General features: G+C 64.1%; 17 protein-coding genes. 9 read left to right on the top strand and 8 right to left on the bottom strand.

Annotation, left to right across the window (positions count from 1 at the left end):
- The 5 genes from rpmG to radC all read right to left on the bottom strand — a co-directional run.
- Positions 1-85: 50S ribosomal protein L33 (gene rpmG, locus ABNU97_RS00955; RefSeq protein WP_348764876.1), on the bottom strand; the 85-nt coding region annotated here is incomplete at its 3' end.
- Positions 85-318 (bottom strand): 50S ribosomal protein L28, encoded by a 234-nt coding sequence (rpmB, locus tag ABNU97_RS00950; protein ID WP_006912358.1) that lies wholly within the window; start codon positions 316-318, stop codon positions 85-87. The genes rpmG and rpmB, both read right to left, overlap by 1 nt.
- Before the next feature lie 138 nt (positions 319-456).
- Positions 457-1,116, bottom strand: a complete 660-nt coding sequence (locus ABNU97_RS00945) for a hypothetical protein (protein WP_348764870.1) — start codon at positions 1,114-1,116, stop codon at positions 457-459.
- A 199-nt stretch (positions 1,117-1,315) separates the two neighbouring features.
- Positions 1,316-1,975, bottom strand: coding sequence for an outer membrane beta-barrel protein (locus ABNU97_RS00940; protein ID WP_348764869.1), 660 nt, complete (start codon positions 1,973-1,975; stop codon positions 1,316-1,318).
- 137 nt (positions 1,976-2,112) lie between these two features.
- Complete coding sequence (gene radC, locus ABNU97_RS00935) at positions 2,113-2,787, bottom strand: DNA repair protein RadC (RefSeq protein WP_348764868.1); 675 nt, start codon at positions 2,785-2,787, stop codon at positions 2,113-2,115.
- Between the two features lie 136 nt (positions 2,788-2,923).
- Here radC and coaBC point away from each other — a divergent pair, with 136 nt between their 5' ends.
- The 4 genes from coaBC to argB are packed head-to-tail and all read left to right on the top strand — an operon-like array spanning position 2,924 to position 5,983.
- Complete coding sequence (gene coaBC / locus ABNU97_RS00930) at positions 2,924-4,168, top strand: bifunctional phosphopantothenoylcysteine decarboxylase/phosphopantothenate--cysteine ligase CoaBC (protein WP_348764867.1); 1,245 nt, start codon at positions 2,924-2,926, stop codon at positions 4,166-4,168.
- Positions 4,168-4,623: a dUTP diphosphatase gene (gene dut, locus ABNU97_RS00925; protein ID WP_348764866.1), complete on the top strand. Its 456-nt coding sequence runs from the start codon at positions 4,168-4,170 to the stop codon at positions 4,621-4,623. The genes coaBC and dut overlap by 1 nt, the downstream gene beginning before the upstream one ends.
- 7 nt (positions 4,624-4,630) lie before the next feature.
- On the top strand, positions 4,631-5,032 hold the full coding sequence (locus ABNU97_RS00920) for an NUDIX domain-containing protein (RefSeq protein ID WP_348764865.1): 402 nt from the start codon (positions 4,631-4,633) through the stop codon (positions 5,030-5,032).
- Between the two features lie 39 nt (positions 5,033-5,071).
- On the top strand, positions 5,072-5,983 hold the full coding sequence (gene argB / locus ABNU97_RS00915; protein ID WP_348764864.1) for an acetylglutamate kinase: 912 nt from the start codon (positions 5,072-5,074) through the stop codon (positions 5,981-5,983).
- 45 nt (positions 5,984-6,028) lie between these two features.
- Here argB and ABNU97_RS00910 read toward each other — a convergent pair whose 3' ends face one another.
- The 3 genes from ABNU97_RS00910 to pyrE form a co-directional block, all read right to left on the bottom strand.
- Positions 6,029-7,741, bottom strand: a complete 1,713-nt coding sequence (locus ABNU97_RS00910; protein WP_348764863.1) for a methyl-accepting chemotaxis protein — start codon at positions 7,739-7,741, stop codon at positions 6,029-6,031.
- Positions 7,742-7,981: 240 nt separating this feature from the next.
- Positions 7,982-9,769 (bottom strand): DUF4153 domain-containing protein, encoded by a 1,788-nt coding sequence (locus ABNU97_RS00905; RefSeq protein ID WP_348764862.1) that lies wholly within the window; start codon positions 9,767-9,769, stop codon positions 7,982-7,984.
- On the bottom strand, positions 9,766-10,419 hold the full coding sequence (gene pyrE, locus ABNU97_RS00900) for an orotate phosphoribosyltransferase (protein ID WP_348764861.1): 654 nt from the start codon (positions 10,417-10,419) through the stop codon (positions 9,766-9,768). The genes ABNU97_RS00905 and pyrE overlap by 4 nt, the downstream gene beginning before the upstream one ends.
- Before the next feature lie 149 nt (positions 10,420-10,568).
- Between pyrE and ABNU97_RS00895 the strand changes: the two genes are divergently transcribed.
- The 5 genes from ABNU97_RS00895 to ABNU97_RS00875 are packed head-to-tail and all read left to right on the top strand — an operon-like array spanning position 10,569 to position 15,458.
- Entirely contained in the window at positions 10,569-11,360 is a 792-nt protein-coding gene (locus tag ABNU97_RS00895; protein WP_348764875.1) for an exodeoxyribonuclease III, read from the top strand.
- Positions 11,347-12,864, top strand: a complete 1,518-nt coding sequence (locus ABNU97_RS00890) for an AmpG family muropeptide MFS transporter (RefSeq protein WP_348764860.1) — start codon at positions 11,347-11,349, stop codon at positions 12,862-12,864. Before ABNU97_RS00895 ends, ABNU97_RS00890 begins: the two co-directional genes overlap by 14 nt.
- Entirely contained in the window at positions 12,861-14,249 is a 1,389-nt protein-coding gene (locus ABNU97_RS00885) for a DUF4139 domain-containing protein (RefSeq protein ID WP_348764859.1), read from the top strand. The genes ABNU97_RS00890 and ABNU97_RS00885 overlap by 4 nt, the downstream gene beginning before the upstream one ends.
- A 3-nt stretch (positions 14,250-14,252) precedes the next feature.
- A complete protein-coding gene (locus ABNU97_RS00880; RefSeq protein WP_348764858.1) occupies positions 14,253-14,783 on the top strand; it encodes a hypothetical protein in 531 nt (176 codons plus the stop codon).
- A gap of 57 nt (positions 14,784-14,840) precedes the next feature.
- Positions 14,841-15,458: a Type 1 glutamine amidotransferase-like domain-containing protein gene (locus ABNU97_RS00875; protein WP_348764857.1), complete on the top strand. Its 618-nt coding sequence runs from the start codon at positions 14,841-14,843 to the stop codon at positions 15,456-15,458.
- The last annotated feature ends 2 nt before the right edge of the window (positions 15,459-15,460 follow it).

Here is a 15,460-nt window from a genome sequence, read left to right as displayed (position 1 = left end):
TGTCGGGCGTATTCCGCTTGTTCTTGTACGTGGTGTAGAAGAACCCGGTATCCGCGGTCGAGACCATGCGTACTTTTTCGCGCATTATGCTTTCTCCTGCTTGCGGATCTTGGCAAGCACGGTGTCGATACCCTGGCGGTCAATGATGCGCATGCCCTTCGCAGAGACGCGCAGGCGCACATAGCGCTTTTCAGATTCCACCCAGAAACGGTGCCAGTGCAGGTTGGGCACAAAGCGACGTTTCGTCTTGTTGTGGGCGTGCGAGACGTTGTAACCGGTGACCGGCTTCTTGCCGGTAACCTGACAGATCTGGGACATGACTAACTCCTGGGTCGCGCGCTCATGCGTCAGCGAGCCGCGCATTTAACCATCAAAAACCGCGCGACACAACCGTTGTGCGCCAGAAATCGCGGGCGGCATCGCCAAAGCGAGCCGCCCACAGCGTGCGTCAGGGTACTAGAAATTCACCCGGGCGCCGAGGCGGATTTCGTTATCGAAACCGAGATCGCGGTTCGCGGTTTCGATATCGCTGGCCTCGAAGGCGGCGGTCAGGGCGACGGCGTCGTTGATATGACCCAGCGCGCGTACGCCATAACGGATGCCGTCGGCGCTGCCCAGGCCGGCGCCCAGCGTGCCGTAATCGACCCAGCCGAGGTGCGGGTTGATTTCGATCTGCGGGTCGACCATCCAGCGCAGGCCCACATCCGCGCCATAGCCGTTGGAATCGGCGTCGCGATTGCCGGTGCCGGGCACGTTCTCGAGGTTCAGGCGCTCGAACGAGACCTGACCGTAGTAGCCCACGCCGGTGCCGTCGCCGCGGCCGAAGTCGTAGAAGTCGTTGGCGCCCACGCCGATGCTGGTGCGGTTGGCGTCGAACGAACTGCTGTCGACGTCGAGCCAGTCGTAGCGGCCGTTGACGAACACATTCGGCGTGATCGCGACCGAGCCTTCCAGCGCGTAGCCGTCGTAATCCTGGCCGGTGCCGTTGGCGTTGCCGTCGACGACCCAGTCGCCCTGGAAATAGCTGTAGCTCGGGGCGCCGGGCATATCGTTGGGTGCGGCGAAGCCAACCAACGGCACAACGGCGAGCCCAAGGGCAATGGCAGTATTTTTCATGTGGATCATTCTGAGTTGTTCGTGGAGGTCGTTTCTGCTCAAGGATTTGAACAGAAAGGATTTATACGATGGTGGCGCTGGCTTTGGAGTCTGTCAAAGACCAACGGCTTGCAGGCTTTAAATAAAACACCCCGCCGTAGCGGGGTGCCGGGACCGCGGCCGCGCACCCGCGCGACCGCATGAACCTATACGCGTTCGCCTAGAAGCTGTAACGCGCGCCGACGCGGACTTCGTTGCCGAAGTCGAGATCGGCAGCACCGATGTCGTAATCGGTCTTGGCGTATTCGGCCGACAGCGCCAGGTTGTCGGTCAGGTAGCCAACCGTGCGCAGGCTGTAGCGCATGCCGTCGGCCTTGCCCAGATCGACGCCGTCGCCGGAGTTGCTGCCGTAGTCGACATAGCCGATGTTCGGGTTGATTTCGACGGCCGGATCGACCATCCAGCGCAGGCCGGCGTCGATGCCGTAGCCGGTCGCGCTGGTATCGGCGCTGCCGACGACGTCGTCGAACTGCAGGCGCTCGTAGGACACCTGACCGTAGTAGCCCAGGCCGGTGCCTTCCGCGCCGCCGTAGTCGTAGAAATCGTTCAGGCCCACGCCCAGGCTGCCGCGGTCGACGTCGGTACGGGAATTGTCCACGTCGAGACGGTCATACCGGCCCTTGACGTAGACGTGCGGCACGATTGCGGCCGAACCTTCGAGACCGAAACCGTCGTAGTCGGCGCTGGTGCCGTCGATCTTGCCGTAGGGGATGTAGTCACCCTGGACATAGGTATAGCTCGGACCCTCGTGGTTCGTCGGGGCCGCCATGGCGGCAAACGGTACGCAGGCGGCGCTAAGCAGGATCGCGGTCTTTTTCATGATGTACTCCAAATCGGTGGTGCCGGAAGCGGTTCCGGCTGCGGACAGAGCGTCTGTCTGCGCACATCATCTTAATTTTAAATTAACGAAACATTAACGCGAGCGTTAAGGTGTCTGAATGCCTTGGGTTATCGAGGTTACAGCAAGCCGCGTTCGGCGAAAGAGACGGTCTGGCGCGCAGCGATGACCAGGTGATCGAGTACGCGCACGTCCACCAGCGCGAGCGCGTCGGCCAGGCGATGAGTGATATCGCGGTCGGCGGCGCTGGGTTCGGCCACCCCGGACGGGTGGTTGTGCGCCAGGATGACGGCCGCGGCGTTGTGGCGCAGCGCGGCCTTGACCACTTCGCGTGGATAGACCGCCGCGCCATCGATGGTGCCGCGAAAGAGTTCCTCGAAGGCGATGACGTGATTGCGGGTATTGAGGAACACGCAGGCAAACACCTCGTGCGGCACATGCGCTAGCTTGAGGGTGAGATAGCGCCGGGTGGCCTCGGGCGCGGACAGCACGTCCACCTCGGCCAGCGTTTCCGTGGCGTGGCGACGGGCCATTTCCATCACGGCCTGCAGCTGCGCGAACTTGGCCACGCCCAGGCCGCGGGTCGCACAGAAGGTTTGCTGGTCGGCGGCCAGTAGCGCGCCGAGGCTTTCGTATTCGCTGAGCAGTTGCCGGGCGAGATCGACCGCACTTGCGCCGCGTACGCCCACGCGCAGGAATATCGCCAGCAGCTCGGCGTCGGAAAGCGCGCCCGCGCCGCGCGCCAGCAGTTTTTCCCTGGGCCGCTCCGCGGCCGGCCAGTCGGAGATACCCATGCAATGCCCCCTGTCTTTGGTCAACGTCAGTCGCAGCGGTTGATCGTCAGCATGTTCTGAAAATAGCTTCATGCTGAATTGATAATCCTGTCGTCCGGGGCGGGCGGCGTCCAGTCAGATAGGTACAATGCTGGGCATGTCCATGCTTGCCCATCGCAAAATTCTGCTCGGCGTTACCGGGAGCATCGCCGCGTACAAGGCAGCCGCGCTGACGCGTCGGCTGGTGGAGGCCGGCGCCGAGGTCCAGGTGGTGATGACCGAGTCGGCGAAGCGCTTCATCACGCCGATGACGCTGGCCGCGCTGTCCGGTCGCGGCGTGCGCGACAGCCTCTGGGACGAGACCGCCGAACTGAACATGGGCCATATCGAACTGGCTCGCTGGGCGGACCTGATCGTGATCGCGCCGGCCACGGCCGATACGCTGGCCCGGCTGTGCGCGGGGCGCGCGGACGATCTTTTGTCCACGCTGTGTCTGGCAAGCCATGCCGATGTGCTGGTTGCCCCGGCCATGAACCACGTCATGTGGGCCCATCCTGCGACCTGCGCCAATGTCGAAACACTGCTTGCACGCGGCGTACATATGGTCGGCCCCGCGGAAGGTGAACTCGCCGAACGCGAAACCGGGGCCGGGCGCATGGTCGAACCCGAAGCGATTCGCGACGCCGTCGCGGCCTATTTCGATGCCACCAGCGAGGATGGTCTGCTTGCGGGCCGGCATGTGGTGATCACGGCCGGGCCTACGCGCGAAGCGCTGGATCCGGTGCGTTTCATCACCAATCATTCCTCGGGCCGCATGGGCTATGCCCTGGCCGCGGCCTGCGTGGATGCGGGCGCGATCGTTACGCTCGTCTCCGGGCCGACCGCGCTCGACGTGCCGCCCGGCGTGGAGCGGGTGGACGTCCAGTCGGCGGCAGATATGCACGCGGCCGTCATGGCGGTAATCGATAGCGCCGATGTGTTCATCGGTGCGGCGGCGGTCGCCGATTATCGGCCAGCGACCACCGCCGCCGACAAGATCAAGAAATCCGAAGGCGATACCAGCCTGGCGCTCACTCGCACCCGCGACATCATTGCCGACGTGGCCGCCGCCCATCCCTATCTGTTCACGGTGGGCTTTGCCGCCGAAACCACGGGCATGCAGGCCAGCGCCCGGGCCAAGCGCGAGCGCAAGAAACTGTCCATGGTGGCGGGCAATATCGTCGGCCCGGAGCATGCCTTCGGGCGCGAGGACAACGCGCTTTATGTGGTCTGGGAAGGCGGCGAGCGTGAACTCGCGAAAGCCAGCAAGCACGAGCTGGCCGAACAGCTGGTCGCGCTTATCGCCGAGCGCATGGCCGCCGAAGTCGGCCTGCTGCCCGATTCATCCGAAGGAACGCTGTAATGGCCAGCCTGCAAGTCAAGGTACTCGACCCGCGCTGGGGTCGCGATTTCGATCTGCCGCAGCGGGCCACGGCCGGTTCGGCCGGGATCGATCTGCGCGCCATGCTCGAGGCGCCGCTAACCCTCGCGCCGGGGGCCTGCGAGCTGATTCCCACCGGGCTTGCGGTTCATATCGCCGACCCGAACCTGGCCGGCATGATTCTGCCGCGGTCCGGGCTGGGGCATAAGCACGGTATCGTTCTCGGGAATCTGGTCGGTCTGATCGATTCCGACTATCAGGGGCCGTTGATGGTGTCCTGCTGGAACCGCGGCACGGCCGAATTCACCATCGATGTCGGCGAGCGTATTGCCCAGTTCGTGCTCGTGCCGGTGGTCGCCCCCGAGCTCGAGGTGGTCGAGGCCTTCGACGACAGCGCGCGCGGCGCAGGCGGCTTCGGTTCGACCGGCACGCGGTAGGGCGGGCATGCAGCCCCGATTCGATGCGGCCTTTGCGATCGTGCTCGATCGCGCATCGCGGGTGTTGTTGTGCCACCGTACCGATCGCGACGCCTGGAATCTGCCGGGCGGCGGGCGTATGCCGGGCGAGTCGCCGCGCCAGACGCTGGTGCGCGAGGTTCACGAAGAAACCGGGCTGCGGGTCGCGCTCGCCCGTCGCATTGGGTGCTATCGCGTGCCGAGTCAGGCCGTTGTCGTACAAACCTGGCAGTGCACTGTGGTCGGCGGTACCTTGCGCTGCAGTGATGAAGCCGACCGGATCGACTGGTTTTTTCATACGGCCCTGCCGGCAACGACTTTGCCGCGTCATGCCGAACGCGTTGCCGACGCCCTGGCGGGCGACCCCCGTTTCTTACGAAGAACGCAGTAACATCTCGACGCTATGACCCCGTTCGAACAGAACAAACGTATGTCTCTCGATCCCGAACAGGCCGCACGCGTGGCCCGCGTGCTGGGCGAAGCCTTGCCCTATATCCGCCGTTTTGCCGGCAAGACTGTGGTGATCAAGTATGGCGGCAACGCCATGACCGATCCCGAACTGAAGTCCGGTTTTGCCCGCGATATCGCGCTCATGAAGCTGGTCGGCTTCAATCCCGTGGTGGTGCACGGCGGTGGGCCGCAGATCGGCAAGCTGCTCGAGCGCGTCGGCAAGCAGACCGAGTTCATCAAGGGCATGCGGGTCACCGACGAGGAAACCATGGACGTGGTCGAAATGGTGCTCGGCGGGCTGGTCAACAAGGAAATCGTGAATCTCATCAACCAGCACGGCGGCCGTGCGGTGGGGTTGACCGGCAAGGACGGCGGGCTGATTCATGCGCGCAAGCTCGCGCTGGTGGGTGACGATACCGACCTCGGCTTCGTCGGCGAGGTGTCGCATATCGACCCGCATATCGTGAAACGCCTGGAGGCGGACGACTTCATCCCCGTGATCGCCCCGATCGGGGTGGGCGCGGACGGGCGCAGCTACAACATCAACGCCGACCTGGTGGCGGGCAAGATTGCCTCCGTGCTGGAAGCCGAAAAGCTCATGCTGCTCACCAACACCCCCGGCGTGCTCGACGGCGAGGGCCATCTGCTGACCGGCCTGGCACCGGGGCAGGTGCGGGAACTGATCGACAGCGGGGTGATTCACGGCGGCATGCTGCCCAAGATCCAGTGCGCGCTGGATGCCGTGGCTTCGGGGGTCACCTCGGCCCATATCGTGGATGGCCGGGTGGAAAACGCGGTGTTGCTGGAGCTGTTTACCGATGCCGGCGTGGGCACCCAGATCACCCGTCAGCCGGCCGAGCCCCCGGCCGCCAACGAGCCCGAGCCGGCCTGAAGTCCAGGCCGGCTCGGGCGCTTTGCCGGTGGTGTTTAATCGGGCCTAGAAGCTGGCCCAGTCGGCGTCTTCTTCCTCGAGCTTCGACTGGGCTCTGGCAGCGCTTTGCTTCGGTTTTGCAGGCGCAGGCGCGGTGCTCGGCTTGCTCGATGTGGCCGTCGGCGTCTTTTCGGCCGCCGCATGAGGCGCTGGCGCGTTCGTCGCCTGATCGGGCAGCTGGAAGAATGCGATCTGTTTGTCGAGGCTGGCCGCCTGTTCTTCCAGCGACACGCTCGCTGCCGCCGACTCCTCGACCAGCGAGGCATTCTGCTGGGTCATGGTATCCATCTGCGATACCGCGATATTGACCTGGTCGATACCGTTGGCCTGTTCGTTGCCGGCGGCCGCGATTTCGGAGATGAGATCGCCCACCTTGTTGATCGATTCGACGATTTCGCTGAGCACCTCGCCGGACAGGGCCACCTGCTTGGAGCCGTCGGCCACCTTGTTGGCGCTGTCTTCGACGAGTTTCTTGATGTCCTTGGCCGCAGCCGCACTGCGGCTGGCAAGGTTGCGTACCTCCGAGGCCACCACGGCAAAGCCGCGGCCCTGCTCGCCAGCGCGCGCCGCTTCGACCGAGGCGTTGAGTGCGAGCAGGTTGGTCTGGAAGGCGATATCGTCGATCAGCCCCACGATTTCGCTGATCCGTCGGCTCGAGGCGTTGATTTCGTCCATGGCCTGGACCGCGGTCTGGACCACCGCGTTGCCTTCGCCCGCGCGGCTGCGCACCTGGCGCGCGAGTTGATCGGCCTGCGCCGAGTTGTCGGCGTTCTGCTTGACCGTCGAGGTCATCTGTTCCATCGATGCCGCGGTTTCTTCCAGATTGGCGGCCTGCTCCTGGGTGCGCGTACTCAGTTCGTCGTTGCCCAGCGCGATCTCGCGGGCGCCGGTATAAACGCTTTCGCTGAGCTGGCGCAGGCTGAGTACCAGAGCAGCAAGGGTCTGGCGCTGTTTGCTCATCGCGGTGAGCAGCTGGGCGATTTCATCGCGCCCGTCCACGGATATATCGCGGCGCAGGTTGCCGCCTGCCACATCCTCGACCACACCCACCGCATACCGCACCGGGCGGGTGATGCTGCGGGTGATCAGCCACGCCAGCAGTACGGCCAGCACGACGCAGACCGCCGCGAACGCCAGCAGCGCGACCAGCGCCTGCTGTTGCTGAGCGTTCATGACCTCGACCATTTCCGCCATATGGGCCTCGGCTTCGATGTCTATATCGTGCGCGATCTGCTCGAACTGGTTAATGGGCGCCTTGTACTCTTCCAGGGCAGCGTCGGCGGCGTTGGTCGATACCAGCTCGCCATCCCGGATGCGGTCATGGATTCGGTTGAAGCCGTCGCCGTAGGTGCCGAGCAGTGTGGCGGCCTGCCGATAGAGCGCGCGTTGTTCATCGCTTTCGGCGGTTTGCGCGCCACGGCGCACGGCCTCGGCCAGTGCGGCGTAGTTGTCGTCCCATTTCTGCTTGAACGCCGCACGTTCCTGTGCATCGTCGATGCTGATCAAGACGTCTTTCTCGTAGCGCCGGGCATCCAGCGCCTGGTTCTGAAGCTTGACCGCGTTCAGGGCGACCTGGGTATCGACCTGAATGGCGCGGTCGGCGGTTGCCGACACGTGTCTAAGGCCGTAGGTCGCCACGGCGGTATCGATGATCAGGAGCAGCGTCAATAGCCCAAAGCCAAGGGCGAGGCGCGAGCCGATAGTCAGACGGTTGAGCATTAAATGGGCCGGTAGAAGATGACAATTTTCTTATCGGCCTAATTGGGTATTGATTTAAGTTTTTTTTTGTGTGCAATTTGCACCGATAGTGCTTTGGTCGCAGATCCAGCCGGCAAATACGCCGGACTCGTGGCCTGAAAGCCGCGCCGTAAAAAGGCTTCACGGCCTCTTCGTCCGCTCCGAAGGCAGCAATGAATCGATAAGAATCCGACGGTTAGGAATATGCTGCAAAGCGCAAAATTAGCGCAGCGCACCGCGCCGGGTCAGGAAATCGGCGCTTGGATCGATGACGTATATACAGTGATCGTCGACAAACGCGACGAACGGGCCGCCCAGGGCACGAGGGGCGGTGTGATCGTCATCTGCCGATGCCGGCTTGTCGCGACAGCCACGCGATACGACCGAGCCGACGCTGCGCCATCGGCCATCGATTTCGGCGAACGCCGTGCCGTAGCGGTTGTTACCGCCGCTGCGCGTGATCTCCCACCAGAACGTCATGTCGGCGTGCACTGCCTGTACGAGCCGGCATTGCCGCGGCGATCGCAGGCAGCGCGGGCTTGCCTGCACGGCCAGTTTTGCGACTTGTTCCGGCACGCGAACATCGCTCGGCACGATGTCAAAAGCAGCGGCGACGGCTTCGGGGTCGCGGGTATCGAGCAACGGCTCGGGGTCTGCAGCCGTCGGGCTTTTCATAACGCGGGCAATGCGTTGGGCGGCCGCGGGGTGCTCGGCGGCAAAATCGCTGTCGCGCAGGCGCTTTAACTCGGCCATGCCATAGGGGCCGAGCTCGCGGCGCAGATAGGCGTAGTCGAAGCGCTCCGGTGCGATGCGGGATTGGAGCAGCCGTTGCGCTTGATCGTGGGCGCTCAGCGCGCGCAGATCGGCCAACGGGGTGTTGACCAGAATGAGTGTGCCGGCTACCACCAGCCCCAGCACGACGTTGATTCGTTGCAGCCGCGCGCTGGCCTTTGTCGGCGAGCAGAGGATGACCAGCGCATAGCCGAGCGCGTAGGCGGCGATAAACGCCAGCATGATCGCGGCCCAGAGCCGGTCGACGCTGAGGCCGTGCTGGTCGATACGCAGGCCGAGTGCCCAGGCGGCCAGGGCCACGTTGATCGGCAGTATGACGACAGCCAGCCAGATCAGCGCCCGTACCGGCCGGGGATAGCCGCTGTCGCTAGCGTCGGGCAGAAATGCGGTGGCGAACAGGGCCAGCAGCACCAGGCTGAGGGCCATCATCAGCGAAGCCGCCTGGCCGGTGTCCCATATCGGTTCCAGGCCAACCCAGGGCAGGGCCAGCACGAACAGCAGGATCGCAGTGGCCACCGGCACCAGCAGGACCCGTAGCAGGGCACGGCTCATCGCGCTCAAGGTGGCGATCAGCCGCGGCTGGCTACGGATAACCGCCAGCGCGATGCCGGCGATCAGCCCATGACACAGCCAGACGAACAGCGGCTGCTGGAACAGCCAGGAGAACAGGCGAATGCCGATCGCGTCGAACAGCGCGGCCCAGAGCGCAAGCAGCGCCCAGGCGATGCCCGAAAAGACGACTACGAGGACGATGCTGAACAGCTGCTCGTGGGTGTAGAGCAACAGTTCCGGATAGCGAAAGACCGGTCGTCGATAGGCCGACCAGGCGCGCAGATAGCTGGCGAGCACGAAAACCGCTACGCCCATGCTTGCTGCGAAGCTGAAAATGAAGTCGTCCGGTGGATTGCTGCCGGCAGCGGCCGGGCCGTACAGCCACCCCAGATGCCAGCCGAGCGCGAACAGCAGCGGGCCGGCCAGCAAGGCTGCGACCAGGTTGCGCCAGTCGTAGAGGCGGTTGCAGCCCAGGTAAAACAGCGGGGGCAACAGGCCGGCCAGGGCACAGCCGCCGTACAGCCAGCGAAGATCGACGTTTGCGTCGCTTGCGCGTGCCAGCGCATAAAGCGCGAGTGCCTGGGCCAGCGCAAGCGCGATCAACGCATAGCGGGTGGGCCGGTCGAGGCCAACGCCGTGATCGATGACCGCTGCGTGTTCGCTCACAGCACGCCGTATTCGTCGCGATACTGTTTGATTGCGGCCAGGCGGTCCTCTGCGAGGCCGGCGCGTTCGGCATAGCCGATCACGTCGTCGAGGGTGGCCACCGCCACGGTGGGAATGCCCTCCTCGGCGGCCAGTGCCTGCAGCGGCGAGCGCTTATCCACGCCGCGCTCCTGGCGATCGAGCGCGATGAGCACGCCGGCCACTTCGCTGCCGGCGTTGCGAATCATGGCAATGGCTTCGCGTACGGCGGTCCCGGCGGTGATGACGTCGTCCACGATCACCACGCGCTGGCCCAGCGGCGCGCCGACCAGAGTGCCGCCTTCGCCATGATCCTTGGCTTCCTTGCGGTTATAGGTAAACGGGATGTCCAGGCCATGGTCGGCCAGCGCGCAGGCAACGGTGGCCACCAGCGGTATGCCCTTGTAGGCCGGGCCGAACAGGCTGTCGTATTCGATGCCCGAACGCATCAGGGCGGCACCGTAGCCGGCGGCCAGGCGCTGCATGCCGGCGCCGGACGCGATCGCGCCCATATTGAAGAAGTAGGGGCTCACCCGGCCGGACTTGAGTTTGAACTCGCCGAACTTGAGCGCGTCGTAGTTATCGGCAAGGGCCAGAAAATCCTGGCTGGGGTCGGTCGGCTCGGCAGGCATGGGCGATTCCCGGGGTGGTCGGATCGTGCAGGCTTGGCAAGTACGTATGATAAGGCCTGCGCACAGCCGCGGCGACCGGTTCGCAAACCGCCAGCCGCCGGGCAAGCGCTTGTTCGCGAAGTCATATGAGTCAAACAAGGAAGTCGTCGATGCGGGTCATGTCCTTCAACGCCAACGGTATTCGAGCCGCGCAGCGCAAGGGTTTCTTCGAGTGGATGGCCACCCAGGATCCGGACGTGGTCTGTATCCAGGAACTCAAGGCTCAGCAGCATCAGTTGGAGGGCGTCGCCGCGTTCTGGCCAGAGGGATATCACTGCTTCTACGAAGAAGCGACCAATCGCAAGGGCTACTCCGGGGTGGCCATCTATTCCAAGCGCGAGCCCGATGAAATCATTCGCGGCATGGGCCACGACGAGTTCGACGCGGAAGGCCGCTATATCGAAGCGCGTTTTGCCATGCCCGAGGGCGATCTGAACATTGCCAGCCTGTATGCGCCCTCCGGCTCCTCGGGCGATCATCGCCAGGATTCCAAGGAGCGCTATCTGGTGCATTTCCCCGAACTGCTGGCTGCACGCGCCGCCGCGCCCGGCGACTATCTGGTCTGTGGCGATCTGAATATCGCGCACAAGGAAATCGACCTGAAGAACTGGAAGAACAACAAGAAGAACTCGGGCTTTCTGCCCCACGAGCGCGAATGGATGGATCGCCTGTTCGGCGAGATGGGACTGGTCGACGTGTTTCGCGAGATCAACCCCAACGAAGACCAGTTCACCTGGTGGTCGAACCGCGGCCGGGCCTGGGACAACAACGTCGGGTGGCGTATCGACTATCACGTGGCCACGCCCGGACTGGCCGCGAAGGCCACGGCCGAATCGGTGTATCGCGCCGAGCGGCTGTCCGATCATGCCCCGCTGACGATCGATTACGATGTCCAGTTCTAGCGCTGCCGACGCGAATACCCCGCCCAAGCGCGACTGGCGGGCAGCACTCGAGGTCTATGTCCAGCCGCGGGTCGTCGGCATGCTGTTCCTCGGCTTCTCGTCGGGGCTGCCGTTTCTGCTGGTGTTTTCCACGCTCTCGGCCTGGCTGGCCCAGGAAGGCGTATCCAAGACCACGATCGGGTTCTTCTCGTGGATCGGGATGATGTACTCGATCAAGTTCTTCTGGGCGCCGGTGGTCGATCGCTTTCCCTTGCCGGTGCTGGGCCGGCTGTTGGGCCGACGACGGGCCTGGATGCTGCTCGCCCAGATCGGGCTTATCGTGGGGCTGGTCGCCATGGCGCTGACCGATCCCACGCAAAATCTGACCGCGCTCGCCTGGTTCGGTCTACTGGTCGCGTTTTCCTCGGCCACCCAGGACGTGGCCATCGACGCCTGGCGTATCGAGGCCGTGGATGAAAGCATCCAGGGCGCCATGGCGGCGACCTATCAGGCCGGCTATCGCATCGCTTTGCTCACCGCCGGCGCGGGGGCGTTCTATATCGCCTCCGGCACGACGTGGCCGTTCACCTATCTGGTCATGGCCGGCCTGGTGGGCGTAGGCATGATCACCGTGCTGCTGGTGGCCGAACCGGAAGCGTCGGCCCGGGCCTCGCTGCTGCCGGAAGAACCCTGGGTGCAGGCGCATCTGCAGCGCTGCGCTTTTCTGCCCGAGCCGCTACGCAAGGCCTATGGCTGGGTGCTCGGCGCGGTGGTCTGTCCGCTGGTGGATTTCTTTGCCCGTTACGGCGTGCCGGCGATCATCATTCTGCTGTTCGTGAGCCTGTTCCGGGTTACGGATATCACCCTCGGCGTAATGGCCAATCCCTTCTACCTGGACATGCACTATTCGCTCAACGAGATCGCGAGCGTAACCAAGCTGTTCGGGATTGCCATGACGCTGGGTGGCGCGGCGCTCGGCGGCATACTGATCGTGCGCTACGGCATTCTCAAGCCGCTGCTGGCCAGCGCCATTCTGGCCGCGTCTACCAATCTGGCCTTTGCCTGGCTGGCCTCGCAGGGCGCGGACGCGCAAACCATGCAGCTGTTCAACAGCGGCCTGATGGATATGGCCATGCGCGCCGACCCGGCTGCCTTTCTATCGGCGCCTTCGTTGAACATGCCTTGGCAGCCGGGCAATCCCGGCCTGCTGTCGCTGGCGCTGACCGTGTCGGCGGACAATCTCTCGGGTGGCATGGCCGGGTCCGCGTTCATCGCCTATTTATCCAGCCTGACGAACACTCAATACACGGCTACGCAGTACGCCTTGTTTTCGTCGCTGATGACCTTGCCCGGCAAGTACATCGGCGGCTATTCGGGCTGGGTGGTCGACAACTTCGGATACATGCCGTTTTTCAGCTATACCGCGCTGGCCGGTATTCCGGCGATTGTTCTGGCCGTAGGCCTGTTTTATATCCACCGGCATGAAACGCCGGCCCACAAGCGACAGGAATCGACGTCTTCATGAAGCATTCACCATATTGGCTCAAAGCACTGGTCGTCGTACTGCCGGCCAGCCTCGCACCGCTGGCCGCGTTGGCTGGTGCCTCGTCTGACACGAATCGCGTCGATGCCATGGCGCTGTACAACCGCGGCGCGGCCGTGGTCCAGAACACGCGTGATATCGAGCTCGAAGCCGGCGGCCAGACCGTTGGCTGGCCGCTGGCCGGGCGCCTGCGTGCCGATACCGTCTGGCTCGAAGGCGAGGGCGTGCGCCTGACCGGCCTCAGCACGGATGCAGGCGACAACGACGGCCAGGGCTTGCTGGCTTCGCGTATCGGCCAGTCGGTCACGTTGTTGCGTGACAACGATGCCGGCGATGCGCGATCCCGCGAGGCCACGCTCGTGGGCATCAACGGCGATACGCTGCTGGTACGTATCGACGACCGCATCGAGCGCCTGACCGGTGATTCCCCCTGGCGCGTCGCCTGGCCGGCCGATACGGACAACGGCGACAGGCTGCAACTGGATCTGGATGCCGACAAGGCCGGCAAGCAGGCATTGACCGCGATCTACCAGATCGACGGGCCGAGCTGGCAGGCCAGCTATACCGGGCGTTTCGACGCCAAGGCCGGCCAGCTCGAACTGGCCAGCATGGCCGTGATCGATAACAGCGGCGGCGCACGTCTGGCCGCCGACAAGGCCTGGCTGGTCGCCGGCGATGTGGCGCGTAGTGGCGGCAATGCGCCGGCGCCGATGATGATGGCCCGCTCCGAAGCCAAGCAAAGCGATGCCGGCGCGCCCGAGGCCAGCGGCGATAGCTATCGCTACGCCCTCGACAACGGGCTCGACGTGGCTGCCGGGGGCACGCGTGCGGTGTCGATCATGGCCCCGCAGACCTTCGAGGCCGAGCGCAGCTATCGCGTCGAGAACAGCCTCTATTCGGTGAGTCGCGACGGCGAGCGCAGTCATGCCCAGATTCGGCTCGCATTCGAGAATACGGCCGATGTACCGCTGCCGGCCGGCGTGGTGCGAATCTACGATAGCGCGGGCAGCGCGCAGCTGATGGGCGAGAATCGCATCGACGACACGCCGAAAAAGGCGCCGGTCACGCTCACGCTCGGCACGGCTTTCGATCTGACCAGTGAACGGCGTCTGGTCGAGGATCGCAAGACAGGTGAGAAGAACACGGGCGAGAACGAGCAGCGTCGTACCATCGAAATCAAGCTGTATAACGCCAGCGCGGATACGGCCACGGTAAACGTCATCGAACATCTGCCGCAGGGCGCGAGCGTCGAATCGGCCGAGCCCGAAACCATGGACGAGGCGCCCGCCAATACCGCCCAGTGGCAGATCGATGTGCCTGCCAACGGCGACAAGACGCTGCGTTACACCGCCACCTGGTCCAACTAGACGATGGCCACGCGCGATCTGGCGGTCATTGGTATCCGGCTGATCGCTCTCTACCTGGTGGCGCGCGGTCTTCTGGTGGCTGTCCAGAGTGTGCCGTACGCATGGGCGGGTGATCCGGTCGAAGACGCGTCGCTGCTGCAGCTGAGCGTGCTGCTGCAGCTGGTGATGCCGATCAGCCTGGCCGCTTTGCTGTGGCTTGGCGCGCCGTGGCTTGCCAGCGCCATGAGTGGCGCCGGTAGCGAGCCTGTCGACACCGGTGGTTTGACTGCCGAGTCGGTCGCGGCGATCGCTTTCGCTGTAGCCGGCATGGTGGTATTGATCCATGGCCTGCCACAGCTGATATGGAACGCGGTACAGGCGGTGCTTCTGGAGCGCCAGGCCGGTGCAGGCTCGCCGACACGGGGCCAGTGGTTGCAGGTTGTGGTTGTCGCCCTGCGCTGCGTGCTGGCGTTCGGCGTCGTGGTGGGTGCGCGCGCGCTTGGCCGCTGGGTACTGCGGCTGCGCACGCTGGGCCTGCGCTCGGATGAGTCCTGACATGAGCTTCGATCGCGTCGAGCGAATGGCTTTGAAAGAATCGGGATGTGAAAGCAGATGAAAAAACTGTTCCTGTCCTCGTCGTTTGCCCAGGTCGAAGATGCGTTCGCAGGATTTGTCGGCGATGACGGCGCAGGCAAACGCGTGACCTTCATTGCCACGGCCAGCGTGGTGGAGAAAGTGAATTTCTACGTCGAGCAGGGGCGGCAGGCGTTGCAGCGCCAGGGCCTCGAGGTCGATATGCTGGATATTTCAACGGTGACGCCAGAAAACAGGCGCCGCATGCTGCAAGACAACGACTATATCTACGTCAGCGGCGGCAATACGTTCTATCTACGCCAGGAACTGCGAAGGACAGGCGCCGATCAAGATCTGGTTCAAGAAGTCGAGTCGGGCACGCCCTACCTGGGTGAATCGGCAGGCGCGATGGTCGTCGCACCGCATATCGAATATGCGCAGGCGATGGACGACCTCTCGGCAGCCGCCGATCTCGAGGACTTTAGCGGGCTGGGGCTGATCGACTTCTTTCCGGTTCCGCATTACGGCAACGCCCCGTTTGCCGAGGCCGCCGAACGGATCATGGCCACCTATGGCACAAAGCTCGCGCTGCGGCCCTTGAGCAACACCCAGGCGATGATCGTCGACGCAGAGCGCGTTTTAGTCGTGGGTACCTGAGT

The sequence above is a fragment of the uncultured Salinisphaera sp. genome, from assembly GCF_964012375.1.
In the GTDB taxonomy this organism is placed as follows: domain Bacteria; phylum Pseudomonadota; class Gammaproteobacteria; order Nevskiales; family Salinisphaeraceae; genus Salinisphaera.
This window is presented reverse-complemented; position numbering and strand designations above follow the sequence as displayed.

Coding starts and splice junctions, on each gene's coding strand:
- ABNU97_RS00940 (WP_348764869.1), bottom strand. CDS start 1,975: ATGAAAAAGACCGCGATCCTGCTTAGCGCCGCCTGCGTACCGTTTGCC.
- ABNU97_RS00890 (WP_348764860.1), top strand. CDS start 11,347: ATGTCCAGTTCTAGCGCTGCCGACGCGAATACCCCGCCCAAGCGCGAC.
- ABNU97_RS00895 (WP_348764875.1), top strand. CDS start 10,569: ATGCGGGTCATGTCCTTCAACGCCAACGGTATTCGAGCCGCGCAGCGC.
- argB (WP_348764864.1), top strand. CDS start 5,072: ATGTCTCTCGATCCCGAACAGGCCGCACGCGTGGCCCGCGTGCTGGGC.
- coaBC (WP_348764867.1), top strand. CDS start 2,924: ATGTCCATGCTTGCCCATCGCAAAATTCTGCTCGGCGTTACCGGGAGC.
- ABNU97_RS00875 (WP_348764857.1), top strand. CDS start 14,841: ATGAAAAAACTGTTCCTGTCCTCGTCGTTTGCCCAGGTCGAAGATGCG.
- radC (WP_348764868.1), bottom strand. CDS start 2,787: ATGGGTATCTCCGACTGGCCGGCCGCGGAGCGGCCCAGGGAAAAACTG.
- ABNU97_RS00880 (WP_348764858.1), top strand. CDS start 14,253: ATGGCCACGCGCGATCTGGCGGTCATTGGTATCCGGCTGATCGCTCTC.
- rpmB (WP_006912358.1), bottom strand. CDS start 318: ATGTCCCAGATCTGTCAGGTTACCGGCAAGAAGCCGGTCACCGGTTAC.
- ABNU97_RS00885 (WP_348764859.1), top strand. CDS start 12,861: ATGAAGCATTCACCATATTGGCTCAAAGCACTGGTCGTCGTACTGCCG.
- dut (WP_348764866.1), top strand. CDS start 4,168: ATGGCCAGCCTGCAAGTCAAGGTACTCGACCCGCGCTGGGGTCGCGAT.
- ABNU97_RS00920 (WP_348764865.1), top strand. CDS start 4,631: ATGCAGCCCCGATTCGATGCGGCCTTTGCGATCGTGCTCGATCGCGCA.
- ABNU97_RS00945 (WP_348764870.1), bottom strand. CDS start 1,116: ATGAAAAATACTGCCATTGCCCTTGGGCTCGCCGTTGTGCCGTTGGTT.
- ABNU97_RS00910 (WP_348764863.1), bottom strand. CDS start 7,741: ATGCTCAACCGTCTGACTATCGGCTCGCGCCTCGCCCTTGGCTTTGGG.
- pyrE (WP_348764861.1), bottom strand. CDS start 10,419: ATGCCTGCCGAGCCGACCGACCCCAGCCAGGATTTTCTGGCCCTTGCC.